Raw genomic sequence first — 22,083 nt, forward strand, 5'->3', positions numbered from 1 at the left:
TAGCATAATTCGTTAGTCTCTCGAACTATTTGGTCCGAACGCTGCCACGCTGGCGCGTATTGACGCAATCCTCTGCCCTCTGACGATGTCACCCACACCTCTTTGCCTCGCCATCGCCGCCGTGCTGTCCTGTCCCGGCGCCGCGTTCGCACAATCCACCCCTCCGGCCGACAAGGGCAAGGCCCAGGACAAGCCTGTGCAAAAGGTGGAAGTGAAGGGCTCGGCCAGCACCTACGACCCGCGCCGCGACGACACGGCCAGCAAGACCGTGCTGTCGGCCGAGGAGATCCGCAAATACGGCGACGACAACATCTTCGACGTGCTGAAGCGCGCACCGGGCGTCACGGTGACGGATAAATCGATCAAGATGCGGGGACTCGGCGCCGGCTACACGCAGATCCTCGTCAACGGCGACCGCCCGCCGCCCGGCTTTTCGCTGGACGCGCTGACGCCGGACCAGATCGAGCGCATCGAGGTGATCCGCGCCGCCAGCGCCGAGTATTCGATGCAGGCCATCGCGGGCACCATCAACATCGTGCTGCGCAAGGTCGTCAGCAAGCCGCAGCGCGACCTGCGCCTGAACGCGACGCGCTCGCCGTTGCAGCGCAGCGGCACGATGGGCGGCACGTGGGGCGACAAGGTCGGCACCCTGTCGTACTTCGTGAACGGCACGCTGTTCGGCGGCCACAACGAGTTTCATTCGCGCGGCGCGGACCAGCTGTCGCTGCCGGACGGCACGCTGGCGCAGTCGCGCCTGACCCGCTACGACGGCGGCGGCGCCTACCGCGGCGGCGTCCTGTTCCCGCGCCTGAACTGGAAGATCGACGCGGACAACGAACTGAACCTGTCGGCCGGCCTGCAGGCGAGCAGCCATGCGTGGTCCGGCGTCTCGCACAACGAGAATCGTGCCGGGTCGTTCGGCAATCCGGACTGGATCGACATGCCGGGCCGCACGTCGGGCGACCAGTGGATGATGCGCGGCGAGATCGGCTGGGTCGCGAAGATGGCCGGCGGCAAGCTGGACGTGAGCCTGTCGGGGGAGCGCAGCCGCGACGAGAACGACAACGACACGGATTATTATTCGGCAGGCCGCGCGCACCACCTGCTGCGCGACTGGGACACCGTGTATCGTCCGCGCCGCATGTCGTTCCGCGGCAAGTTCGCGCGCTCGCTGTTCGACGGCCATTCGCTCGTGACGGGCATCGATGCGAGCCGCCAGCGCAACGAGGACTCGCGCGACCGCGTCGACCAGCAGGACGGCGCGCCCGCCACGCACGTGCTCGAGGCCTACGAGCCGCAGGTCACGCGCCTGGCCGGCTATGTGCAGGACGAGTGGAGCATCACGAAGCAGTGGTCGATGTACCTGGGCGGGCGCTGGGAAGGCGTGGAGACCGAGAGTGCGGGGACGAACGTGCCCGGGACGACGTCGCGCAGCCACGTGCTGAGCCCCGTCGCGCAGACCTTGTACAAATTCCCCGACAAGAGCGGCCGCCAGGTGCGCCTCGCGCTCACGCGCACGTACAAGGCGCCCACCGTCGACCAGCTGACGGCGCGGCGCTACCTGTCCGCGCTGAACACCCGCTTCGCGCCCGATTCCAGCGGCAATCCGGGCCTGAAGCCGGAGCTGGCGAACGGCGTCGACGTCGCGTTCGAGCAGTACTGGGCGGACGGGGCGATGGTGTCCGTGAGCGGCACGCAGCGCCTGATCAGCGACTATATCCGCACGCGCCTGGACCTCGATCCGGACGGCCGCTGGATCTATCGCCCGCTGAACGACGGCGACGCGCGCGTGCATTCGCTCGAGGCCGAAGTGAAACTGCCGCTGCGCATGCTGAACCCGGCCGCCGCCGGCTTCGACATGCGCGCGAGCGTGACCCGCAACTGGTCGGAAGTGTCGACCGTGCCCGGCCCCGACAACCGCCTCGACGGGCAGACGCCGATGTCGGCCAACGTCGGCCTCGACTACCGCCGCGATCGCCTCAGCTTCGGCGCCAGCATGGCGTACCAGCAGGGCGGCTGGGTGCGCGTGTCGGACGCCCAGATCCGCCACGCGCACACGCGGCGCGACGTCGACGCGTATGCCGCGTGGAAGCTCGATCCGCACCTGCAGCTGCGCTTCACGCTCAACAATATCCTGGGCATGGACGGCGAGTCGGAAAGCGTCTACGAGGACGCGGGTGGGCTGTCGCGCCAGGCCAGCTGGCAGCAGGGCGCCACGCGCGTCGGCGTGAATCTCGAGCTGAAGATGTGACCAGGAAACGAATGTTCCACCCGTTACGGTTTGGTACAAATTCCAAACGTACAGATGAGTTACGGCGGTTAGCATTGCCGCATGAACTTTACTTTTTCGTCATTGGAGCACGGAACCTGTGTCGTCAAGCTGTGGGCGACGGGCCGTTACGGGTTTTCCCTGCCGAAGAAAGTCGACATCACGACGCCCGCCGGGGCGACGTGTACGTTCCTCTACATCAACAAGGTTGAAAAGCGGGTCAGCATGAAGGCTGAGCCCGGCAACCGGATGATCGTCCGCATCGCCATCGGCGCCTTCCTGGCCGGCGTACCGCCGGACGGCAGCACGGTCGAGATCGATCCCGGCATGCCGCCGTATGCCGGCAAACTCACCCCGGTGCGGCTGGACGCGCCACGCGCACCGATGCGGGTGCGGCCGGGAAAGTCGCATGCCCGCACCCGGCTGGATGTCGAGTGCGGGACGACACCCTGACAGTCCGGGCAGCTGTTTCGCAGCGCTGACGGGGCGTACAATCGGCGGTCACAAAACGTGTGCCTCATCCGTCTAATGGATATGGATACCCAGACCGCCACTCCCCTCGACGAATTCATTCGTCTCCGTCCCCGCCTGTTCGGGATCGCCTACCGCATGCTGGGCGTGCGCGCCGACGCCGAGGACATCGTCCAGGAAGCCTGGCTGCGCTGGCAGAACGGCGGCAGCCTGGAAGCGCGCACGCCGGAAGCGTGGCTCGTCACCGTCGTCACGCGGCTCTCGATCGACCGGCTGCGCGGGGCCATGACGGAGCGCGAGCATTACGTCGGCCCGTGGTTGCCCGAACCGCTGGTCGAAGACACCGCGGCGTCGCCGGAAAGCGCGCTGGAGGCGGCCGGCGACCTCTCGACGGCCTTCCTGCTGATGCTCGAACGGCTGGCGCCGGAAGAGCGCGCCGTGTTCCTGCTGCACCAGGTGTTCGATTTCGATTACGCCGAGGTCGCGGCGATGGTCGGCAAGACGGAGGCGGCCTGCCGCAAGGTGCTGCAGCGGGCGCGCGAACGGGTGCGGGCGGAACGCCCCCGGTTCGCCGTCAACCGCGAGCTGCACCTGGAATTGCTGGGGCGCTTCGTGCAGGCGGCCCGTTCGGCCGACCCGGCCCAGGTGCAGGCGCTGCTGACGGCGGACGCCACGTTCACGGGCGACGGCGGCGGCAAGGTCAAGACGACGGTCAGGCAGGTGGTCGGCGCCGACCGCGTGGGCCGCCTCGTCGCGGGCATCGAACGCAAGTGGTCGAACGCCGACACGCGCCACGACATCATCACCGTCAACGGGGCGCCGGGCGTGCTGACCTGGCGCAACGGCATGCCTGATGCGATCACGTCGATCCACATCGAGGACGGCCGCATCGCCGCCATCTATGTCGTACGCAATCCGGACAAGCTGGGCGGACTGGCCGGCCTGCGTGCCTGATCGGTATCTTTTTGTCAGCGCACAACATATTTTCCTGATAACACTCAGAGGAAGATCAGATAGTCAAAAAAAACGGGCTTTCTTTCTTATGCATGGCGCAAACGGAGGTATGCTGGCGGTCGGCGCAACGCTACCATGGTCAACTCTTCGAAGGCGTGTAACAGATGGCAGGGCATACCTCGTTGTACAAGAATCATGTGTTGTTCTTGTCGCACAGCTTCTTCATCAAGGACAACCAGGCCGAGTTGCAATTGCACGCGCATAAGTACGATTTCGATATCCGCTTCTTCCATGAGCTGAGCGAATTCGTGACGGCGGTCGAACGCGATGCCGCCGACAGCCTGTACGTGGTCGACCTCGACGCGCTGCACAACATGCAGTCCGACCTGCGCGATGCGCGCAAGACCCTGCTGCTGGGCGAGCTGCTGCAGCGGCTGCCCGCGGACCACCGCTACGTCTACCTGCAAAGCGTGCGCCAGGGCAGCCGGTTCCTGCTGCAGCAACGCCTCGTCGACAGCAACTGCCTCGCCTACGCCGAAAAACCGATCGCAAACGACGTCCTCGTCGACAAGCTGTTCAACCTGTTCGTGCAGCAGAAACGCGGCGACGTCGTGCGCGTGGTCATGCTGGGCGCGCCGCCGGGCTGGGACGAGGCGGCGCTACGCGCACAGCGGCTGGACATCGTCTACCACACCGATCCGCAGACGCTGCACCTGCGCGTCAAGGACTTGCAGCCGGATATCGTACTGATCACGGACGCGGAATACGAACGGACGGAAGCCGTCGTGCGCGTTCTCAAGCGCAATATCGAGGCCGATCCCGTGCGCGAGATCACCTTGCTGCAACGCCGCGCCGACCCGGCGCTGGCGCGGCGCGCGCTGGACAGCGGCTTCGATGCGTTGCTCGCGATGGACGATGCCGAGCTGCTCGCGCGCCAGTTGCTCAACCGGGCCGCCAAGATCCGCATCAACCGCGACCTGATCGGCAAGGACCGCGCGACGGGCCTGCTCAACAAGATCGGCCTGCAGCAGAAGGCGCAGGCGCTGATCTGCCGCGCCGTGCTGGAAAACCGGCCGCTGTGCTTCGGCGTCATCGACATCGACAAGTTCAAGACCATCAACGATACCTGGGGCCATTATTTTGGCGACATCGTCATCAAGCGTCTGTCGCTGACGCTGGCGGCGCGCATGGAAGAGGGCGACCTGCTGAGCCGCTTCGGTGGCGAGGAATTCGTCGTCGTGTTCTGGGATTGCACGCTGGAGCATGGCTGGCACCGGCTCGACGCGCTGCGCCAGGCATTTGGCGCCATCGCGTTCGAGGTCAAGCCGGGCGACGTGCGCCACTTCTCGTTCAGTGGCGGCCTGGCCGCCTATCCGGACGGACGCAGCGAGAACGAATTGTTCCTGCGCGCGGACGCCATGCTGTACGAAGCGAAGCAGGGCGGGCGCAACCAGATCCGCCCGATCGCCGCGCCGGTCGCGCAAACGGGCTGAATTCTTACCAATTGTGAAATGGTTTGCCGGCAACGCGTCCGGCGCGCAACACTCTTGCGCTGATTGCTGCCGAATTTCTCTACGGGAAGTATCATACGCACTCCCGAAATCCAACGAAGCAGGAGTCAAGACCTTATGGCAGGCCAAGAAGTCACATTCGACGACGTTGCGCGCGCAGCCGAGAGTTTGCAGGAGGATGGCGAAGCGGTAACCATCGAAGCGGTGCAGGACTTCCTCGGCGAGGGTTCGCCGAACGCCATCTTCAAGCACCTGGCCGCGTGGCGTGCGGCGAACGTCAAGCCGAAGGCTCCCCCAAAGGCCGAGCTGCCGCAGGAATTGCTGGCCGGTCTGGCGGACTGGGCCTTGAAGTTCGCGGAGCAGGCCGGCGCCGGCGATCGCGAAGCGCTGGAGCGCAACGAGGCGGACATCGAGGCGCTGCGTTCGGCCGGCGAAGTGCTGGAAGGCGAACGCGACGCGCTGCGCGAGGAAATGGCGAGCGCCACGGCGGCGTCCGAGGAAGCCATCGCCGAGCGCGACGAAACCATCGAGCGCCTGAACGCGGAACTCAAGAATGCGCGCCAGGTCGCGATGGATGCCCTCGTCAGCAAGGCGAAGGACCAGCTCGCGATCGACGGCAAGGAACAGCAACTGACGCAGCTGCGCCAGGAACTGGAGCGCAAGGTGGCCGACATGGCCGCCGAATCGGACGCGCGCCTGCGCGCCGAGATGGAACTCGTGGGCGCGACGACCGCGCGCGACAGCCTGGCGGCCGAGCTGGACGACCTGCGTGCGAAGCTCGACAAGTCGACCGCGGAGCGCAGCAAGCTGCGGGCCGAGCTGACCGAGCTGAAATCGAAGAAGTAACGCTGGGTCTCAGGGTGACACGGACGGGGTGCGTTTCAGGCACCGCAAGGTAAACGTCGACCGCGTCCGCGTCACCCCCGGCAGCTTGTACAGCTTCTGCCGGAGAAATTTCTCGTAGCCTTCCGTCCCCGCCACGGCGACCTTGATCAGGTAGTCGTACTCCCCCGACAGCAGATACGCCTCCATCACCTCCGGCAACTCGGCCAGGGCGTCCTGGAACGCCTTGAAGATCTCGTCGTCGTGGCGGTCCACCGTCACCTCGATGATCACCGTGTCCGGCATGCCCAGCGCCCGCTGGTCCAGCATCGCGACGTAGCCTGTAATGAAACCCGCTTCCTCCAGCGATTTGACGCGGTGCCAGCAGGGCGTCGGCGACAGGTGCACCGTTTCGGCCAGTTTCTGGTTGCTGATGCGCCCGTCGCGGCTGAGCGTGCGCAGGATCTGGCGGTCGATCTCGTCCAGCTGGCCGTCTTTCATCGCAGTGCTTCCTTCGTAGATTCTAGATAACGCCGGAGATTTTATCTTCTATTTCGTATTTCTGCAGAAGACCCTTGCGGAAATGGCCGTGTTATCGCTATTGAATAGAAGCACATTCTGCGCGTGCTCCCTTACCATGGCGCTATCCTTTATTGCGGCGCAACATCGCTTACCCGGCAATGTCCGCGTCCGCCGCTTTTCGTTCAGGAGCCCTCGTGTCGAATGCAGTGTCACGGGCGGGCGCCGGCTACCGGAGTGATCCCTTCGCAGCCGAACTGCCGCTCATGCTGATCACCCCCGCGCTGTTCGCAGCGAACCTCGTCGTCGCCCGCTGGGCGCAGGGCGCGGGGATCCCGCCCGTCTTCCTCGCCTTCGGGCGCTGGATGCTGGCGTTCCTGATCCTGCTGCCGTCGTGCGGTCCACGCCTGTGGGCGCTGCGCGGCCTGCTCCGCGCCAACTGGCAGCGCATCCTGCTGCTGGCCGGCCTCGGCATGGGCCTTTCCGTTGCACCGCAATACGTCGGCGCGCGCCATACGAGCGCGGCCAACGTGGGCATCATCTTCGCCGCCTGCCCGGCGCTCGTGACCCTGATCGAAACGCTCGTGTGGAAGGCGCCGCTGTCGCGCCGCCAGGCCGGCGGCATGTTCCTGGCGATTCTCGGCGTGCTGGTCGTGCTGTCGAAGGGCGACGTGACTGCGTTGGGCCAGCTGGAATTCGGCCGTGGCGACCTGTGGGTCGTGCTGGCCGCGTGCGGCTGGTCGTTCTACACCGTCTTCAACAAGCGCCTGCCGCTGCCGCCGCTGCCGTCCACGGTGAAGCTGGCCGCGCTGATCGGCGGCGGCGCGCTCGTGCTGGCGCCGTTCGCCGCGTTCGAAGCGGCCAGCGGCACCGTCGCCGACTTCGCCGACGGCCGGCTGTACGCGGCGCTCGCCTTCCTCGCCGTCGTGCCGAGCCTCGGCGCGTACTTCTTCTTCGACCGCCTCGTGGGCGCGGCCGGTCCGGCGCGCGCGAGCCTGACCGTGTACCTGATCCCGCTGTTCGCGACGCTGGCCGCGTGGCCGCTACTGAAGGAGCCGCCGCACCTGTATCACGCGGCCGGTTTCGCCGTCATCCTGGCCGGCGTCGCCGTCGCCAGCATGCGCCGCCGTTAATACGCGGTCTGGGTGTAAGGGCGCGCGGCCGGCGCCATGCCCCAGTCCCTGTTCGGCGTGGCCTGCATCCGGAACACGAGTTCCCCGCCCGCCACGATGTCCTCGTGGCGCAGCACGCTGCGCGCGAGCGGCTTGCCGTTCAACGTCACGCTGGCCACGTAGGGGTTCGCGTCCGAGAGTCCCTCCGTCCGGATCGTGAAGCGCTTCCCGTTCGGCAGGTTTAACGCCGCGCGCTCGACGAACGGCCGCCCGATCACGTACTCGTTGCTGCCCGGCGCGACGGGATAAAAGCCCAGCGCCGTGAACGCGAACCAGGCTGACATCTGGCCCAGGTCGTCGTTGCCCGCGAGGCCGTCCGGCGTGTCCTTGTACTGGCTCTTCACGATCTGCGCGAGGCGCGCCTGCGTCTTCCACGGCGCGCCCGCGTAGTTGTACAGGTACGCCACGTGGTGCGACGGCTCGTTGCCGTGCGCGTAGTGGCCGATCAGGCCGGAGATGTCTTCCATGTGCGCGTACACGGTCGGGTCGATCTTCGCGTCGAACACCTGGTCGATCTTGTCGATCAGCCCCGCGTCGCCGCCGAGCATCTTCACGAGCCCCGCGTTATCGTGCGGCATATACCAGGAATACTGCCACGCGCTGCCTTCCGTGTAATCGCTGCCGAAGTTCGAGCGCACGGGGTCGAACGGCTCGCGAAACTTCCCATCCGACTTCTTGGCCCGCACGAAGCCGGTCCTGGGGTCGAACACGTTGCGCCAGTTCTGCGCGCGCTTGTAATAGCGGGCGGCCACGTCGCGCCGGCCCATCCTGTCGGCCATGCGCGCGATGGTCCAGTCGTCGAACGCATATTCGACCGTCTTCGACGCCGCTTCCGGTTCGAGGTCGATCGGCACGTAGCCCAGCTTCATGTAGTGCTGCAGGCCGCCGTACGGGCCATACTCCGCGCTGGCCGTCATCGCGCGCAGCGCCTCGTCGGCGTCGAAACCCTTCAGGCCCTTCATGTACGCGTCGGCGATGACGGGCACGGCGTGGTAGCCGATCATGCACCAGGTCTCCAGGCCGGCGAACTGCCACACGGGCAGGATGCCGTACGGGCTGGCTTTCTGCGATTCGACCAGCGAGCGCACGAAGTCGACGTTGCGCCGCTCCGGCTGGATCAGCGTCAGCAGCGGATGCAGGGCGCGGTACGTGTCCCACAGGGAGAAGGTGGAGTGGAAGCGGAAGCCCTGCGCCTGGTGCACCTGGTTGTCCGGACCGCGGTATTTGCCATCCGCGTCCATGAACAGGCTGGGGGCCAGGAGCGCGTGGTACAGGCTCGTGTAGGCCATGCGCTTCATCGGCTGCGGCGCGTCGATGTCGACGGCGCCCAGGGCGGCTTCCCACGCGTCGTGCGCGCGCCGGCGCTCGCCATCGAAGTCCCATCCCGGCATCTCCGCGAGGTTGGCGAGCGCGCCGTCCTCGCTGACGCCCGACACGGCCACTTTCACGAGCACCGTGCCGTCGGCGGGCGTGCCGAAGCCGAACGTGCCTTCCAATGCCTTGCCTTCGACGAGGACCTGGTCGGCCGGCGTCTTGCCGGGCGCCGCGAAGCCCCTGTATTCGACGCCTTCCTCGCGGTTCATCAACTGGTGCGTGACGATGGGCCGCGAGAAGCGGATCGCGAAATACAGCTGGCGGCCGGGCGCCCAGCCGCGCGTCTCGCGCATGCCCGTGACCGTGTCGTTGCCGCGCAGGCGTACGCGCGACCAGAGATTCTTGCCGGACCAGTCGTAGATGCTGGACCGCAGGTCGAGGATCACGTTGGCCTCGGCGCCCGGCCTGAAGCGGTAGCGGTGCAGGCCCACGCGCTCGCTCGCGGTCAGCTCCACGTCGACGTCGTTGTCCAGCAGTTTCACCGCGTAATAGCCCGGCTCCGCGCGCTCGTCCTTGTGCGAGAAGCGCGAGCGGTAGCCGCTGAACGGGCGCTCGGGATACCCCGGTTCCAGTTTCACCTCGCCGGCGGTCGGCATCAGCAGCACGTCGCCCAGGTCCGAGTGGCCGGCGCCGGAAAAATGCGTGTGCGAGAAGCCGAGGATCGAATCGTCCTCGTAGCGGTAGCCGGCGGCCCACGGATAGCCCTGGCGGAAGTGGCGCACCTGCGTGTCGGGACTGAGCTGCACCATGCCGAACGGGCGGGTCGCACCCGGGAACGTGTGGCCGTCGCCGCCGGTGCCGATGAAGACGTCGACGTTGTCCGTGCGGTTGGCCGCGTGGGCGGGCGAACCCGCGCAGAACGCGGCGATGGCGAGGAACAGGATGGCCTTGTGCATGTCGTCTCCAGTCGTGTGCCTGCAAACCTGAACCATATCGCGAAACTTTCCGAACCGGCAACCGGTACGTCTTGCGGCATAATGACGGCCGCGTCAACCATCAGGAGAACCCATGACCGACACGACACGCCGCACCGTCCTGCGCGCCGCGCTGATCCTGCCCGCGATCGGGCTGGCCGGTTCCGTCCACGCCGCCGCCGACGCCACGCAAGCGCTGGCCGACCTCGAACGCCGCGCCGGCGGCCGCCTCGGCGTCGCCGCCTGGCGCCGCGGCGGTGCGAACGTGATCGCGTGGCGCGGCGACGAGCGCTTCCCGTTCTGCAGCACGGCCAAGGTGATGGTCGTCGGGACCGTGCTGACGCAGGCGTCGCGCACGCCGGGCCTGCTCGACGAGCGACTGCGCTACAGGAAGACGGACCTGGTGTCGTGGTCCCCCGTGACGGAACAACACGTCGACGACGGCATGACGATCGCCGGCCTGTGCGCCGCCGCGCTGAAGGTGAGCGACAACAGCGCATGCAACTTCCTGCTCGACCGGATCGGCGGCCCGGCTGCCGTCACCGCGTTCGCACGCCGCCTCGGCGACACCGCGTTTCGCCTCGACCGCCGCGAGACCGAACTGAATGCCGCGATCCCCGGCGACCCGCGCGATACGACGACGCCGCGCGCGATGGCGCAGAGCCTGGAAGCGCTGCTGCTCGAAGAGGCGCTCGCACCGGACGCCAGGCGCCGCCTGCTCGACTGGATGCTCGCCAACACGACGGGCAAGGAGCGCATCCAGGCCGGCTTCCCTGCCGATTGCCGCGTGGCCGACAAGACGGGCACGGGCGCCTACGGCACGACCAATGACGTCGGCATCGTGTTCCCGCCGCAGGGCCAGCCCGTGATCGTGGCCGTCTACTACACGGGCTCGAAAACCGACAGCAAGGTCGTCGCCGACGCCGCGGCGATCGTCGCGCGGGCGCTGGGGACCGCCTGATGCGGATGGTCCCGATGGCGGAGCCGGACCTGGACGCCGTGCTCGCCGTGCAGGCCGCGTGCTATCCGCAGGCCATGCGGGAAGCGGCGGACGTCGTGCGGGCGCGCCTGCGCGCGGCGGGGCAGGGCGTCGCGCGCCGCCTCGTCGACGCGATGCTCGCGCGGGCCGGCGGCCTGGGTCATTCCGCCCTCGTGTCCGTGCAGGACTCGCGCCGGTTCTGGGAAAACCTCGGCTATGCGGCGGCGGCCGGCGACGGCGCGGCGCTGGCCACGTATCCGGCCGACGCGCTGTACATGGTCAGGCGGCTGTCAGCGTGAGGAAGGGCGGCGCGTGGCCACGTGCAGCGTGGCGCGCGCCGCGTGTCCGCGGGCCCGCACCTCGGCCGGACGGGCCGCCACCGTGAGCGCCAGCTCGCCGGACAGGCGGTGCAGGTCCAGCACGTCCACCAGCGCGGACAGCACCTGGCGGCCCAGCATGTGGTCGCCCCGTTCGACGTCCGGCAGCACGTGGTGCAGCGCGGACAGCACGACGGCGTTTTCCTCGCGGTGCTCGTGCAGGTGCATGTAGCCCAAGGTTTCCATGATCAGCTCTTCGTGCCGGAAGGCCGCCTCGACGGCCGCCACGAGCGCCGCGAAACCGTGCGCAACCATGTCGTCGGGGCCGGACACGATCTCGCCGATGCGCCGGCACAGCATCTTGCGGCCATGCCGCAGCGCGGCGCAGATTGCGCGTGGACGGCTGGGACTGGCACGGGTGGCAGACATGTTCGCTCCTCGGAGTCAGAATTTTCTTAGACTTCCGGTAGCACGAAAAAATCCCTGTGGTTTGATATCTCGCAACGTAGCAATGTTCTGTTCGGTTAGCCTGATTGAGGGAATACAGATCGAAGGCGAAAAATGAGCGCTGTACAAGTCGAACGAGAGCATGGCGGTTGCTGATGGGGGCACGCATTCTATTGATCCAGGGCCATCCCGATTGCCACCGCCCGCACCTGTGCCATGCGCTGGCCGAGGCGTACGTGGACGGCGCGCGCGATGCGGGGCATGACGTCGAGGTCGTCGAGCCGGCGCGGATGAACTTCCCTCTGCTGACCAGCCCGTCCGAGTGGTGGCACGGGTCGGCGCCGCCGCAGCTGGCGGCCGTGCAGGAGGCGATCCAGCACGCGGACCACCTCGTGTTCGTGTACCCGCTGTGGATGGGCGACATGCCCGCGCTGATGCGCGGCTTCCTGGAGCACGTCACGCGGCCCGGCGTCTTCATGGACGACCCGCACCGGCCGTTCGGCGCCGGCCTGCTGGGCGGACGCAGCGCGCGGCTCGTCGTCAGCATGGGCATGCCGGCGGCCGTCTACCGGTGGGGCTACGGCGGGTACGGTATCAAGATGATGCGCCGGCAAATCCTCGGCCGTGCGGGTATCCGGCCCGTGCGCGCGACGCTGGTCGGGCGCGCCCATTCCCTGTCGGCCGAGCGGATCGACATCTGGCGCGACCACCTGCGCCGTCTGGGCGGCTCGGCGACCTGAAACAACACACCTAGCGCACCACCAGCACGGGGATATCGCAGTGGATCAGCACCCGCTGCGTCTCGCTGCCCAGCAGTCGCGCGGCCATGCCGTGGCGGCCGTGCGAGGCCATCACGATCACGTCGCAGCCGTGTGCGCGCGCCGTCGCGACGATGCCTTCCCACGGTGGGCCGGGCGGCGCAAGCACGGTCTCGCACGGCACGCCGGCCTCGGTGGCGCGCCGCACGACGTAGTCGAGCGCATCGCGGCCCTGGCGGTCAGCCTCGGCCCGCCAGGCGTCGTAGAACGGGCCGCCGATGTCGCCCGTCGCAAGCAGCGGCGACTCGCCCGCCACGTGCACGCCGACGATCGTGCCCCCGCCCAGTTTTGCCAGTCCCAGCGCGGACCCGAGGGCGGCCGCGCCCCGTTCGGTGCCGTCGACGGGGACGAGGATGCGTTTGTACACGATTATTTCCTCACGGCATGCTTGTGCCCGGTCTGTGGCCGCATGACCATCACGGGCACGTGGGCGTCGGCCAGCACTTTCTGCGTCACGCTGCCGGCCAGCAGCCGCGACAGCCCGCGCCGGCCGTGCGAGCCCATGAAGATCAGGTCGCAGGCGTGGCTGTCGGCAGTGGCGAGGATGGCGTCGGCCGGCGAGTAATCGAGCACCGCCAGCGAGGTGCATTTCACGCCGGCGGCTTCCGCGGCATCGGCCACGTTGCGCGCGTGCTCCTTTGCGGCGACCAGCAGGACGGCGTCGTCGAGGCCGGGATCGATGGCCATCGCGGCTTCCGCCGACGCGATGGGCGGTTGCGGCTGGCCGACGGCGAGGACGACGACTTCGCTGCCGTGCGCGCGCGCGAAGGCGATGGCGGCCTGCTCGGCGGCGGCGGAGACGTCGGAACCGTCCGTGGGGATGAGGATACGGTCATACATGATGATTCCTCCTGAGAGTCCGGTGGGGACGATCTCAGGATGGCGAATCTATCAAGCGATTTCTTTGATATAAATCAAATTGTCCGGAAACTGCCTTCCGCCACGATGCGCCCGCCGCCCCCGACGGCGAAGCTGCCGGCCGCGAGGTCGGCGCCGAGCACCAGTTCGCTGCCGAGCGCGGCCGGCGCCCGGAAGCGGCCTTCCAGCGCGAGGATGCGCCGGCCGCACGCCTGTTCCAGCTCCGCGCAGGCGCGCGCCAGCGTGTGCATGCCGTGGATGATCGGACGCTGCATGCCCATCAGGCGTGCCGACCACGTCCACAGGTGGATCGGGTTCCAGTCGCCCGAGATGCGGGCGTAGGCGCGCCCGGTATTGCGGGGCAGGCGCCAGCCCGTCAGCACGGGCAGGTCGCGCGCATCCTGGCGGCGTTTCCTGGCGGCCTGGCCGCGCACGACGAGGTAGGTGCTGCGGCACGTAAAAATGTCGGTGCCTTGCTGGCGCGCGACGGTGTCCAGCTCTGCGTACACGGCGCCGTTCTCGGCCGGCGGCCGGATGTTGACGGTCGTCGACAGCACGAGCGGCACGTCGCGCAGGGGCTCGGCCAGCGCCTGGAGGGCGTTTTCCGTGTGCACGGTGCCGGGCAGGCGGAACGGAAAGGCGTCGTCCAGCATCGTCGCCACGTGGGCGCGCTGGGCCAGCAGGTAGTAATAGGTGACGGGGATGCCTTCGTCGCGGAAGCCGAGGGCCTGGCGGTAGCGCCGCAGCTGGTTCGAATCGATGCTGTCGAGCACGTATGCGGTGCGCGGGGTGCGCACGCCGTTCAGGCGGCGCGGGCGTTTGAACAGGGCGCGCAGCAGGGTGGCGGCGCCCAGTGAGGGAAGCGGTGACGGAGAGTCGGCTGTCATCGTGGACTTCGGAAAACCAAAATCCCATTGTGCCTGAAATTCTGTGTTCCATTGCAAGACTTGTGAAATGCGCTCATCCGCGCTACCCTTACGTATTGGTATAAAGAATCGCAGTTTTAGATGAGGATGGAATGAAGAAGCAAGCGTTGTTGGTGTTGGCACTGTCCACGGCGGGTCTCGCCACGGCCCAGGAGGTCGTGAAAATCGGCCACGTGGCCTCGATGACGGGACCGGTGGCCCATTTCGGCAAGGACAGTGAAAACGGCGTGCGCATGGCGATCGACGCGCTGAACGCGCGCGGCGCCACGATCGGCGGCAAGAAGGTGAAATGGGTGCTCGTGCCGGAAGACGATGCGGGCGACCCGAAGGCGGCGACCACCGCGGCACAGAAGCTGGCGGATGCAAGGGTAAACGCCGTGATCGGCCACGAAACGTCCGGCACGACGATCCCGGCGGCGAAGATCTACAACGACGCCGGCATCCCGCAGGTCTCGCCGTCGGCCACGAATCCGAAATACACGCAGCTGGGCTACAACACGGCGTTCCGCGTCGTCGCGAACGACATCCAGCTGGGCCGCGCGCTGGGCCGCTACGCCGTCAAGACGATGGGCGCGAAGCGCATCGCCGTCATCGACGACCGCACCGCCTACGGCCAGGGCCTCGTCACGGAATTCACGAACAGCCTGCGCCAGCAGGGCGTGAACCCGGTCGCGCGCGAATTCACGAACGACAAGGCGACGGACTTCGCCGCCATCCTGACGCGCATCCGCGCCGGCAACCCGGACCTCGTGTTCTTCGGCGGCATGAACGCCGTGGCGGGCCCGATGCTGCGCCAGATGAAGCAGCTGGGCATCAACGCGAAGATGATGGGCGGCGACGGCATCTGCTCGGACGCCATGCAGCCGCTGTCGGGCAATACGATGACGGATGGCCAGGTCGTGTGCGCGGAAGCGGGCGGCGTGGAAGAGAAGGGCAAGGCAGGCATGGACAAGTTCCGCGCCGACTATAAAAAGCGCTTCGGCATCGACGTGCAGATCATCGCGCCGTATTCGTACGACGCGGTGCTGGCGATCGCTTCGGCCATGGACAAGGCGGGATCGAGCGCGCCGGCGAAATACCTGCCGGCGCTGGCGAAGGTCCGCTATCCGGGCGTCACCGGCACCATCGCGTTCGACGCCCACGGCGACATCCGCGACGGCGTGCTGACCCTGTACACGTTCAAGGGCGGCCACCGCACGCCGATCGGCGTCACGAAGTAACGCTTGCCCGCGCGGGTGCGCGCATCAACTCGTCCACCAGCTGGCGGGTGGCCTGCAGCACCTGCTCGGATACGGCCGGGTTGCCCTTGGCGGCGCCGCGCGCCACCGCGAGACTCCCGATCATCGTGGATACGACGACCATCGCGCGGGCGAGGGCGTCGCTGTCCGGATCGTTCTGCGCGATCTGGCGCTCGAACGCGCGCACCATCACCATATAGCCCTCGGCGAAGCGGGCGCTGAGCGCCTTGTCCTGGCGCCCGATCTCGCTGGCCGACGCCGCCATCGCGCAGCGGTTGCCGAAGTCGTCGCGCGATTCCAGCGACAGGTAGCGGTCGAGGAAGCGCGCGAGGTCGGGCATGCCGTCCACCGTGCCCGAATACATGCGCGAATTGGCCTGGTCCAGGCCATACGACAGGGCTTCCAGCGCCAGCTCTTCCTTCGACCGGAAATGGGCATACAGCGCCCCGTGGGTGAGCCCCGCTTCCTTGCTGATCTCGGCGACCCCGACGCCGTCGATGCCGCGTTCGCGGAACAATTTGCTCGCCGCGCGGATCAATGCGGCGCGGTTGTCGGCGGCCTTCTCTTTGCTGATTCTCATGCTGTGCGTGTGGTGCCGGAAGCGCGTCGCGTTGGCTGGGCGGCGCAGTCCCATCGGATGAAATTATGATTGTGCCTGCGAGTATAGCGCTTCGCGGGTAGCGCTGCGCGTAGCGAAATTGTTGACATTGGCACGGGCGACGGACAATGCACCATCCTGGTGAAAGGGGGCCGAAGTTACATTTCGTTCGCCACGTTCAGCCGGGCGGGCCGGTCGCGCGAATGCTGCTATCCTGCGCTTGTCCGATCAACCACCGACCATGGAGATCCACGGCGATGCCGGCCGATCCGCCTTCCGATGCCCCGTTCTACGTCGTCCTGAATGCCGGCTCCGGCCGGGCCGAGACCGACCTGCGTTGCACGACGATCCGCGCCGTGCTGGGGGCGGCGGGGCGGTCCTGCGAACTGGAGGTCGTGCACGATGCGGCGAAGCTGGAGGACGCGGCGCGCGTCATGGCCGGACGGGCGGCGCGCGACGGCGCCATCCTCGTCGCGGCGGGCGGCGACGGCACGCTCAACACGGTCGCGCATGCGGCCGTCGCGCACGGCTGCGTGTTCGGCGTGCTGCCGCAAGGTACCTTCAATTATTTCGGCCGCACACATGGCATTCCGGAAGACCTGGCCGAGGCCGTGCGCGCTCTGCTGCACGCCCGCGTGCGGCCCGTGCAGATCGGCCTGCTGAACGAGCGGATCTTCCTCGTGAACGCGAGCGTTGGCATGTATCCGCACCTGCTGGAAGAGCGCGAGCACGACAAGCGCCAGTACGGCCGTTGGCGCGTCGTGGCCCTCCTGTCGGCCGTCAAGACGGCGCTGCGGGGCTACCGCAGCCTGCGCATCACCCTCGAACTGGACGGCCAGACGCGCCACCTGCGCACGCCTACGGTCTTCGTCGGCAACAATCGCCTCCAGATGGAACAGGTGGGCATGCATGCACTCGACCATGCGCTGGACGAAGGACGGCTGGTGGCGATCGCGCCGCGGCCCGTCGGCCGGATGCGGATGCTGGGGTTGCTCGTGCGCGGGGCGCTCGGGCGGCTGGGCGAGGCGGAGGATGTCCAGGCGTTCGCGTTCCGGAGCATGACGGTGCGCGCGCCGCTGCTGTCGGCGCGGCGCAGGCTCAAGACGGCGACGGATGGGGAAGTGTGCCGGATGCGGTTGCCGCTGCGGTTCGAGGCGCTGGAGGGGCGGCTCTTGCTGCTCGCGCCCCCCGAAGACGCGGATGAGGAGACGGCAGCGGGCGCCGCCGTCGCAGCGCGCTAGCCTTCGGTCGCCGCGACCAGCCAGGCCTCGAGCGCCTCCAGCGGCATCGGCCGGGCCATCAGGTAACCCTGCACCTCGTCGCAGTCGGCCGCGCGCAGGAAGTCCAGCACCTCGGCCGTTTCCACGCCTTCCGCCACGACGGACAGTTTCAGCGCATGGGCCATGTCGACGAACGCCTTGATGAAGTCGAAGGCACTGATGCGGCCGTCGGCCTGCAGCACGAACGAGCGGTCCAGCTTGAGCACGTCGATGTGGAAGCGGCGCAGGTAGGCGAGGCCGGAATAGCCGGTGCCGAAGTCGTCGACGGCCAGCTTGACGCCCAGCGCGCGCAGCTCGTCGAGCATGGCGGCCGTGCGCGGGATGTCTTCGATCAGGGCGCTTTCCGTCAGTTCCACTTCGAGGCAATCGGCGGGGAGGCCGGTATCCGCCAGCGCGGTGCGGACGTCGTCGACGAACCCCGGCTGCGCGAGCTGGCGCGCGGAGACGTTCACGGACACGCGGATGGTGCGGCCGTGACGGTCGATCAGGCGGCGCGTCTGGCGGCACGCCTCGTTCAGCACCCAGCGGCCGATCGGCAGGATCAGGCCCGTCTCCTCGGCGATGGCGATGAATTCGCCCGGCGAGACGCGTCCCAGGTCCGCGCTGTTCCAGCGGATCAGCGCCTCGATGCCGACGACGTTCATCGTGCGCAGGTCGATGCGCGGCTGGTAGTGCAGCTCGAACTCGGCGCGCGCGAGCGCGGGCCGCAGCGCCATCTCGAGCGCCATGCGCGCCTGGGCCGCGAGCGTCATCGCCGGTTCGAAGAAGCGGTAGCGGTTGCGGCCCGCGCGCTTGGCGCCGTACATCGCCGTGTCGGCCGTCTGGAACAGCAGCTCGCGGGTGCCGGCGTCGTGCGGGAACATGCTGATGCCGATCGACCCGCCGGCCGTCACTTCCTGGCCGCCCACGCGCACCGGCAGCGCCAGCGCGTCGAGCAGCTTGGCCGCGATCACTTCGGCATCCTGCGCGCCCGCGCACTCGGCCGCCACGACGAATTCGTCGCCGCCGAGACGGGCGATCACGTCGCCCGGCCGCATCACCTTGCGCAGCCGCGCCGCGACTTCGCACAGCAGCGCGTCGCCCAGCTCGTGGCCGAACGAATCGTTGACTTCCTTGAAGCGGTCGAGGTCGAGGAACATGACGGCGACGGCGCGGCCGTGCGGACACTCGTCGAGCATGCGCTGGACGCGCTCCTGCAGCAGCGCGCGGTTGGGCAGGCCCGTCAACGTGTCGTGCGTGGCCAGTTGCTGCAGCCGGCGTTCGGCCTGCTTGCGGTCGGTGATGTCGCTCATCAGGCCCGTCACGGATTCCACGTTGCCGCACGGGTCGCGCCGCACGCTGCCATTGAACAGCACGTGCACGGAGCCGCCTTGCGCGTGGCGCAGCACCGCCTCCACGCCCTGCACGGGGGCGTCGGCGTCGTGCGCCGCGAGGCCGTGCCAGGGGAAGGCGACGAACAGGTCGTCGAGCGTGCGCCCGAGCAGCGCGGCGCGCGTATGGCCCGCGAGTGCGCACAGGGCCGGGTTGACGTCGAGGACGCGGCCGTCCGCGCTGGCCAGCACGTAGCCGGCCGGCGTCATCTCGATGACTTCGCGGAAGCGCCGTTCGCTGGCGCGCAGCTGGCGCTCCGCTTCCTCGCGCTCCGTCAGGTCGCGGATGATGGCCTGGAAGTATTCCTCGCCGCCGTCCTCGAAGCGCGAGATGTGCACCTCGGCCGGGAAGCTGGTGCCGTCCTTTCTCCGCTTGGCCATGCGCAGCAGGTGCGTCTGGCCGCCGCGCAGGCTGTCGAGCAGGCCCGGCGTGTAGGCGTGGTGGCCGTCGATGTCGCTCACGGACAGGCCGCTGAATTCGTCTTCCGTGTAGCCGAAGCGGGCGCACGCGCGGCCGTTGGCGGCGATGATGCGCAGGTCGGCGTCGGCGATCACGATGCTGTCGCCGGCCTGCTGGAACAGGTTGCGGAAGCGCTGCTCGCTCTTGCGGACGGCGTCCAGCGCGACGCGCTTGGCGGTGACGTCATGGAAGTAGACCGAGAGCCCGTCCGGCGTCGGGTAGCAGCGTACCTCGACCCACGTCGCCGACGGCTGCCAGTACGCTTCGAAGAAGCCGGATTCGCCGCTGGCCAGCGCGCGGCGGTAGTGCTCGACGATGGCCGAGCCCTCGAGCGCGGGCGCGACCTCGAGCAGGTGGCGCCCGACATTCGGTGCCACGTCCACGCCGATGAACGCACCGGCCTTGCGGTTGGCGTACGTGATGCGCCACTCGCGGTCGATGGCGAAGAACGCGTCGCCGATACTCTCCAGCATGGCGTGCATGCGCTCGCGCGAGCGTTTCAGTTCGTCGCGTGCCGCGCGGTGCGCGGTGACGTCGCGCGCGCTCGCGTACACGAGCCTGGCGTGCGCGGACCAGCGCGCGGACAGCGACAGATAGATCGTCGCGCCGTCCTTGCGGCGCCAGCGCAGTTCGCGCTCGTGGCACGGCCGGCCGGCCAGCAGGTCGGCCGCGAGCGTGTCCATGGCGGCCCGCTCGTCCGGATGCAGCAGCTCGCGCACGGGACGGCCCGCCAGCTCGACCGGGCTGTAGCCGAGGATGTCCCCGGCCGCCGCGTTGGCGCGCACGATGCGTCCGGACGCGTCCAGCACGACCATCAGTTCGAAGGCAAGATCGATATGCGCGATGTAGTCGGCGGCGGAGGCGGGCAGGGCCGGCGCGTTCATGATGTGTTTCCAGTCAGACCGGGGATGATGCGGAAGAAGCCGGCATAGGCGCACGGACGGAAGATTGTATCATTCCGCGTGGAAACTCTTTCCCCGAGTGACGCGTAAACACAACATCATGGCTTCGGGACAGGCCCGCCCGGTGGACGGGCCGGTGATGGTGTTAGAGGGACTCGTCCGTATCGAGATCGTCCGGCGTCAACCGGTTCCGGCCCGACCGGCTGCCCTGGCCACCGCTCTGCATGTTGCCGCCGCCGCGGCTGCCCCGTTGCGAATTGTCGCCGGGCCCGCTGCCGAGGTCGGACTGCGACTGGTTGCCCTGGTCGAGGTTGCCGCTCTGGAGGTTGCCCTGGTCACCGCGCTGCGCGTTGTCGCCCGGCCCGCTGGCCAGGTCGGAGTCCTGCTGGTTGCCCTGGCTGCGGCGCGACCGGCCCTGTGCCGGCGTGCCGCCCGGCTGGCCGCCGGCCGACTGCAGGTTGCCCGAATCCCCCGGGTCGGGCGTGCCGATGCCGCCGTCGCGGCCGCCATCGTTCAGGTTGCCCGTCGTGCCCGTCTTCCCGGCACTGCTGGTGCCTACACCGCTCAGCTCGTCATAGTTCCGGCCCTTCATGCCCTTGCCTTTGTACTCCTGGTTGCTCGGCATAATCGTCTCCTTGATCGGTACGTGAAATGCCATGGTAGGCCGCCTGTCGGGGCCGACAATCGGAGGAGGCGTCAGGCGATTGTAGGACCAGTCGGACAGGACTCGACAGTCATTCCTGGCGTCGCGGATTGGGAACGATTGCATGTCAAACATTGACAAAATATTCAATCCGTGGCGGAATCCATGGTCGGCCCGCAGTGTGGTCAGCATTTACGAAAAAAAAACAATGAGCAGAAGCAGTACAGGCAAGGTAAGGGGAACGGGGCGGACTACACTGGAAGAGGTGGCGGCGCACGCGGGCGTATCGACGATGACGGCATCGCGCGCCCTCAGCCAGCCCCAACTGGTGTCCGAGGCGACACGCACCAAGGTGGAGCAGGCGGTGGTGGAACTGGGCTATGTGCCCAACCGCGCCGCGCGGGCGCTCGCGTCGTCGCAGTCGCGCGTGATCGTGGCGCTCGTGCCGTCGCTGTCGAACGTCGTGTTCACGGCCGTGCTCGACGGTATCCATGACGCCATCGAACATGGGCAGTACCAGCTGCTGATCGGCAATACACGCTATTCGGATGCCGAGGAAGAAAAGCTGCTGCTCACCTACCTGCAGTCGAATCCGGACGGCATCCTGCTCTCCGGCCTCACGCACAGCCCGCAGGTCGAGCGCATGCTGGCCGCTTCGCGCATGCCGGTCGTGTCGATGATGGATCTCGCCGACGAACCGGGTGCACTCTCGGTCGGCTTCTCGCAGCACGACGCCGGCAACGCCATCACGCGCCACCTGATCGAGCGCGGCTACAAGCGTATCGTCTTCGTGGGCGCGCAGCTCGACGAGCGCACGCTGCGCCGCGCGGACGGCTACCGGCAGGCGATGCAGGCGGCCGGCCTGGCCGATCCGAAGCTGGAGATCATGGTTGCGGACCCGTCGACCATCGCCCTCGGCGCCGAGCTGATGCGCCAGGCACTGGACACGCTGCCGGATTGCGATGCCGTGTTCTTCTGCAACGACGACCTTGCGCACGGCGCCATCTATTATTGCCAGCGCCACGACATCCGCGTGCCGCAGGACGTCGCCATCGCCGGCTTCAACGACCTGCCGGCATCCGCCTGGATGGTGCCGTCGCTGACGACCATCGACACGCCGCGCTACCGCATCGGGTACGAGGCGGCGTCGCTGCTGCTCGACGTGATCGGCGGGAAGGAGCCGCGCGAGCGGCGGATCGATCTCGGCTTCACGTTGCGCGAGCGGGAAAGCACCTGATCCG

The 22,083-nt window shown here is 67.9% G+C and carries 21 protein-coding genes; 12 read left to right on the plus strand and 9 right to left on the minus strand.

Annotated features, from left to right (window positions below; genetic code table 11):
• Positions 1 to 85 precede the first annotated feature (85 nt).
• The 5 genes from ACEN9G_RS27915 to ACEN9G_RS27935 all read left to right on the plus strand — a co-directional run bounded on the left by ACEN9G_RS27915 (position 86) and on the right by ACEN9G_RS27935 (position 6,051).
• Complete coding sequence (locus ACEN9G_RS27915) at positions 86 to 2,251, plus strand: TonB-dependent receptor plug domain-containing protein (RefSeq protein WP_413339801.1); 2,166 nt, start codon at positions 86 to 88, stop codon at positions 2,249 to 2,251.
• 81 nt (positions 2,252 to 2,332) lie between these two features.
• A complete protein-coding gene (locus tag ACEN9G_RS27920; protein ID WP_413339803.1) occupies positions 2,333 to 2,722 on the plus strand; it encodes a hypothetical protein in 390 nt (129 codons plus the stop codon).
• A gap of 81 nt (positions 2,723 to 2,803) precedes the next feature.
• On the plus strand, positions 2,804 to 3,694 hold the full coding sequence (gene sigJ, locus ACEN9G_RS27925) for an RNA polymerase sigma factor SigJ (RefSeq protein WP_413339804.1): 891 nt from the start codon (positions 2,804 to 2,806) through the stop codon (positions 3,692 to 3,694).
• 164 nt (positions 3,695 to 3,858) lie between these two features.
• The gene (locus tag ACEN9G_RS27930) at positions 3,859 to 5,187 is read left to right on the plus strand and encodes a GGDEF domain-containing protein (RefSeq protein WP_413339806.1); all 1,329 of its coding nucleotides are present in this window, start codon (positions 3,859 to 3,861) and stop codon (positions 5,185 to 5,187) included.
• A 135-nt stretch (positions 5,188 to 5,322) separates the two neighbouring features.
• A complete protein-coding gene (locus tag ACEN9G_RS27935) occupies positions 5,323 to 6,051 on the plus strand; it encodes a DNA-binding protein (protein ID WP_413339808.1) in 729 nt (242 codons plus the stop codon).
• Between the two features lie 9 nt (positions 6,052 to 6,060).
• Here the strand turns inward: ACEN9G_RS27935 and ACEN9G_RS27940 are convergent, their stop codons facing one another.
• Entirely contained in the window at positions 6,061 to 6,528 is a 468-nt protein-coding gene (locus ACEN9G_RS27940; protein ID WP_413339810.1) for an Lrp/AsnC family transcriptional regulator, read from the minus strand.
• A gap of 284 nt (positions 6,529 to 6,812) precedes the next feature.
• Between ACEN9G_RS27940 and ACEN9G_RS27945 the strand changes: the two genes are divergently transcribed.
• The gene (locus tag ACEN9G_RS27945; protein ID WP_483127323.1) at positions 6,813 to 7,679 is read left to right on the plus strand and encodes a DMT family transporter; all 867 of its coding nucleotides are present in this window, start codon (positions 6,813 to 6,815) and stop codon (positions 7,677 to 7,679) included.
• Here the strand turns inward: ACEN9G_RS27945 and ACEN9G_RS27950 are convergent.
• A complete protein-coding gene (locus ACEN9G_RS27950) occupies positions 7,676 to 9,988 on the minus strand; it encodes a GH92 family glycosyl hydrolase (protein WP_413344596.1) in 2,313 nt (770 codons plus the stop codon). The two genes, ACEN9G_RS27945 and ACEN9G_RS27950, sit on opposite strands and share 4 nt — an antisense overlap.
• Before the next feature lie 112 nt (positions 9,989 to 10,100).
• Here ACEN9G_RS27950 and bla point away from each other — a divergent pair, with 112 nt between their 5' ends.
• Together bla and ACEN9G_RS27960 are read left to right on the plus strand one after the other, a co-directional pair.
• Entirely contained in the window at positions 10,101 to 10,967 is an 867-nt protein-coding gene (bla, locus tag ACEN9G_RS27955) for a class A beta-lactamase (protein WP_483127324.1), read from the plus strand.
• Positions 10,967 to 11,284 carry a hypothetical protein gene (locus ACEN9G_RS27960; RefSeq protein ID WP_483127325.1) on the plus strand — a complete coding sequence of 106 codons (318 nt, stop codon included), beginning with the start codon at positions 10,967 to 10,969 and terminating at the stop codon, positions 11,282 to 11,284. The genes bla and ACEN9G_RS27960 overlap by 1 nt, the downstream gene beginning before the upstream one ends.
• Here ACEN9G_RS27960 and ACEN9G_RS27965 read toward each other — a convergent pair.
• A complete protein-coding gene (locus ACEN9G_RS27965; RefSeq protein WP_483127326.1) occupies positions 11,276 to 11,731 on the minus strand; it encodes a hypothetical protein in 456 nt (151 codons plus the stop codon). The two genes, ACEN9G_RS27960 and ACEN9G_RS27965, sit on opposite strands and share 9 nt — an antisense overlap.
• 173 nt (positions 11,732 to 11,904) lie before the next feature.
• Between ACEN9G_RS27965 and ACEN9G_RS27970 the strand changes: the two genes are divergently transcribed.
• Positions 11,905 to 12,489 carry an NAD(P)H-dependent oxidoreductase gene (locus ACEN9G_RS27970; protein WP_413346141.1) on the plus strand — a complete coding sequence of 195 codons (585 nt, stop codon included), beginning with the start codon at positions 11,905 to 11,907 and terminating at the stop codon, positions 12,487 to 12,489.
• A gap of 10 nt (positions 12,490 to 12,499) precedes the next feature.
• On the opposite strand, the gene ACEN9G_RS27975 is transcribed toward ACEN9G_RS27970, so the two are convergent.
• From ACEN9G_RS27975 to ACEN9G_RS27985, 3 genes are all read right to left on the minus strand, one after another.
• Positions 12,500 to 12,934 (minus strand): universal stress protein, encoded by a 435-nt coding sequence (locus ACEN9G_RS27975; RefSeq protein ID WP_483127327.1) that lies wholly within the window; start codon positions 12,932 to 12,934, stop codon positions 12,500 to 12,502.
• A gap of 2 nt (positions 12,935 to 12,936) precedes the next feature.
• The gene (locus ACEN9G_RS27980; protein WP_483127328.1) at positions 12,937 to 13,407 is read right to left on the minus strand and encodes a universal stress protein; all 471 of its coding nucleotides are present in this window, start codon (positions 13,405 to 13,407) and stop codon (positions 12,937 to 12,939) included.
• 74 nt (positions 13,408 to 13,481) lie between these two features.
• Positions 13,482 to 14,312, minus strand: coding sequence for a MaoC/PaaZ C-terminal domain-containing protein (locus ACEN9G_RS27985; RefSeq protein WP_413388831.1), 831 nt, complete (start codon positions 14,310 to 14,312; stop codon positions 13,482 to 13,484).
• Between the two features lie 131 nt (positions 14,313 to 14,443).
• Between ACEN9G_RS27985 and ACEN9G_RS27990 the strand changes: the two genes are divergently transcribed.
• Positions 14,444 to 15,571: a branched-chain amino acid ABC transporter substrate-binding protein gene (locus ACEN9G_RS27990; protein WP_413345176.1), complete on the plus strand. Its 1,128-nt coding sequence runs from the start codon at positions 14,444 to 14,446 to the stop codon at positions 15,569 to 15,571.
• Here ACEN9G_RS27990 and ACEN9G_RS27995 read toward each other — a convergent pair.
• Positions 15,561 to 16,169, minus strand: coding sequence for a TetR/AcrR family transcriptional regulator (locus ACEN9G_RS27995; protein ID WP_413345174.1), 609 nt, complete (start codon positions 16,167 to 16,169; stop codon positions 15,561 to 15,563). The two genes, ACEN9G_RS27990 and ACEN9G_RS27995, sit on opposite strands and share 11 nt — an antisense overlap.
• Positions 16,170 to 16,444: 275 nt before the next feature.
• On the opposite strand from ACEN9G_RS27995, the gene ACEN9G_RS28000 reads away from it, so the two are divergent.
• The gene (locus ACEN9G_RS28000; protein ID WP_483127329.1) at positions 16,445 to 17,428 is read left to right on the plus strand and encodes a diacylglycerol/lipid kinase family protein; all 984 of its coding nucleotides are present in this window, start codon (positions 16,445 to 16,447) and stop codon (positions 17,426 to 17,428) included.
• Here ACEN9G_RS28000 and ACEN9G_RS28005 read toward each other — a convergent pair.
• Positions 17,425 to 20,181, minus strand: a complete 2,757-nt coding sequence (locus ACEN9G_RS28005) for a bifunctional diguanylate cyclase/phosphodiesterase (protein WP_483127330.1) — start codon at positions 20,179 to 20,181, stop codon at positions 17,425 to 17,427. The genes ACEN9G_RS28000 and ACEN9G_RS28005 overlap by 4 nt on opposite strands.
• Positions 20,182 to 20,344: 163 nt before the next feature.
• Positions 20,345 to 20,824: a hypothetical protein gene (locus ACEN9G_RS28010; RefSeq protein ID WP_483127331.1), complete on the minus strand. Its 480-nt coding sequence runs from the start codon at positions 20,822 to 20,824 to the stop codon at positions 20,345 to 20,347.
• 226 nt (positions 20,825 to 21,050) lie between these two features.
• On the opposite strand from ACEN9G_RS28010, the gene gntR reads away from it, so the two are divergent.
• Positions 21,051 to 22,079: an HTH-type transcriptional regulator GntR gene (gntR, locus tag ACEN9G_RS28015; protein WP_413341860.1), complete on the plus strand. Its 1,029-nt coding sequence runs from the start codon at positions 21,051 to 21,053 to the stop codon at positions 22,077 to 22,079.
• The last annotated feature ends 4 nt before the right edge of the window (positions 22,080 to 22,083 follow it).

It is taken from the genome of Massilia sp. Masssp94, assembly GCF_059491305.1.

Coding starts and splice junctions, on each gene's coding strand:
- ACEN9G_RS27915 (WP_413339801.1), top strand. CDS start 86: ATGTCACCCACACCTCTTTGCCTCGCCATCGCCGCCGTGCTGTCCTGT.
- ACEN9G_RS27920 (WP_413339803.1), top strand. CDS start 2,333: ATGAACTTTACTTTTTCGTCATTGGAGCACGGAACCTGTGTCGTCAAG.
- sigJ (WP_413339804.1), top strand. CDS start 2,804: ATGGATACCCAGACCGCCACTCCCCTCGACGAATTCATTCGTCTCCGT.
- ACEN9G_RS27930 (WP_413339806.1), top strand. CDS start 3,859: ATGGCAGGGCATACCTCGTTGTACAAGAATCATGTGTTGTTCTTGTCG.
- ACEN9G_RS27935 (WP_413339808.1), top strand. CDS start 5,323: ATGGCAGGCCAAGAAGTCACATTCGACGACGTTGCGCGCGCAGCCGAG.
- ACEN9G_RS27940 (WP_413339810.1), bottom strand. CDS start 6,528: ATGAAAGACGGCCAGCTGGACGAGATCGACCGCCAGATCCTGCGCACG.
- ACEN9G_RS27945 (WP_483127323.1), top strand. CDS start 6,813: ATGCTGATCACCCCCGCGCTGTTCGCAGCGAACCTCGTCGTCGCCCGC.
- ACEN9G_RS27950 (WP_413344596.1), bottom strand. CDS start 9,988: ATGCACAAGGCCATCCTGTTCCTCGCCATCGCCGCGTTCTGCGCGGGT.
- bla (WP_483127324.1), top strand. CDS start 10,101: ATGACCGACACGACACGCCGCACCGTCCTGCGCGCCGCGCTGATCCTG.
- ACEN9G_RS27960 (WP_483127325.1), top strand. CDS start 10,967: ATGCGGATGGTCCCGATGGCGGAGCCGGACCTGGACGCCGTGCTCGCC.
- ACEN9G_RS27965 (WP_483127326.1), bottom strand. CDS start 11,731: ATGTCTGCCACCCGTGCCAGTCCCAGCCGTCCACGCGCAATCTGCGCC.
- ACEN9G_RS27970 (WP_413346141.1), top strand. CDS start 11,905: ATGGGGGCACGCATTCTATTGATCCAGGGCCATCCCGATTGCCACCGC.
- ACEN9G_RS27980 (WP_483127328.1), bottom strand. CDS start 13,407: ATGTATGACCGTATCCTCATCCCCACGGACGGTTCCGACGTCTCCGCC.
- ACEN9G_RS27985 (WP_413388831.1), bottom strand. CDS start 14,312: ATGACAGCCGACTCTCCGTCACCGCTTCCCTCACTGGGCGCCGCCACC.
- ACEN9G_RS27990 (WP_413345176.1), top strand. CDS start 14,444: ATGAAGAAGCAAGCGTTGTTGGTGTTGGCACTGTCCACGGCGGGTCTC.
- ACEN9G_RS27995 (WP_413345174.1), bottom strand. CDS start 16,169: ATGAGAATCAGCAAAGAGAAGGCCGCCGACAACCGCGCCGCATTGATC.
- ACEN9G_RS28000 (WP_483127329.1), top strand. CDS start 16,445: ATGCCGGCCGATCCGCCTTCCGATGCCCCGTTCTACGTCGTCCTGAAT.
- ACEN9G_RS28005 (WP_483127330.1), bottom strand. CDS start 20,181: ATGAACGCGCCGGCCCTGCCCGCCTCCGCCGCCGACTACATCGCGCAT.
- ACEN9G_RS28010 (WP_483127331.1), bottom strand. CDS start 20,824: ATGCCGAGCAACCAGGAGTACAAAGGCAAGGGCATGAAGGGCCGGAAC.
- gntR (WP_413341860.1), top strand. CDS start 21,051: ATGAGCAGAAGCAGTACAGGCAAGGTAAGGGGAACGGGGCGGACTACA.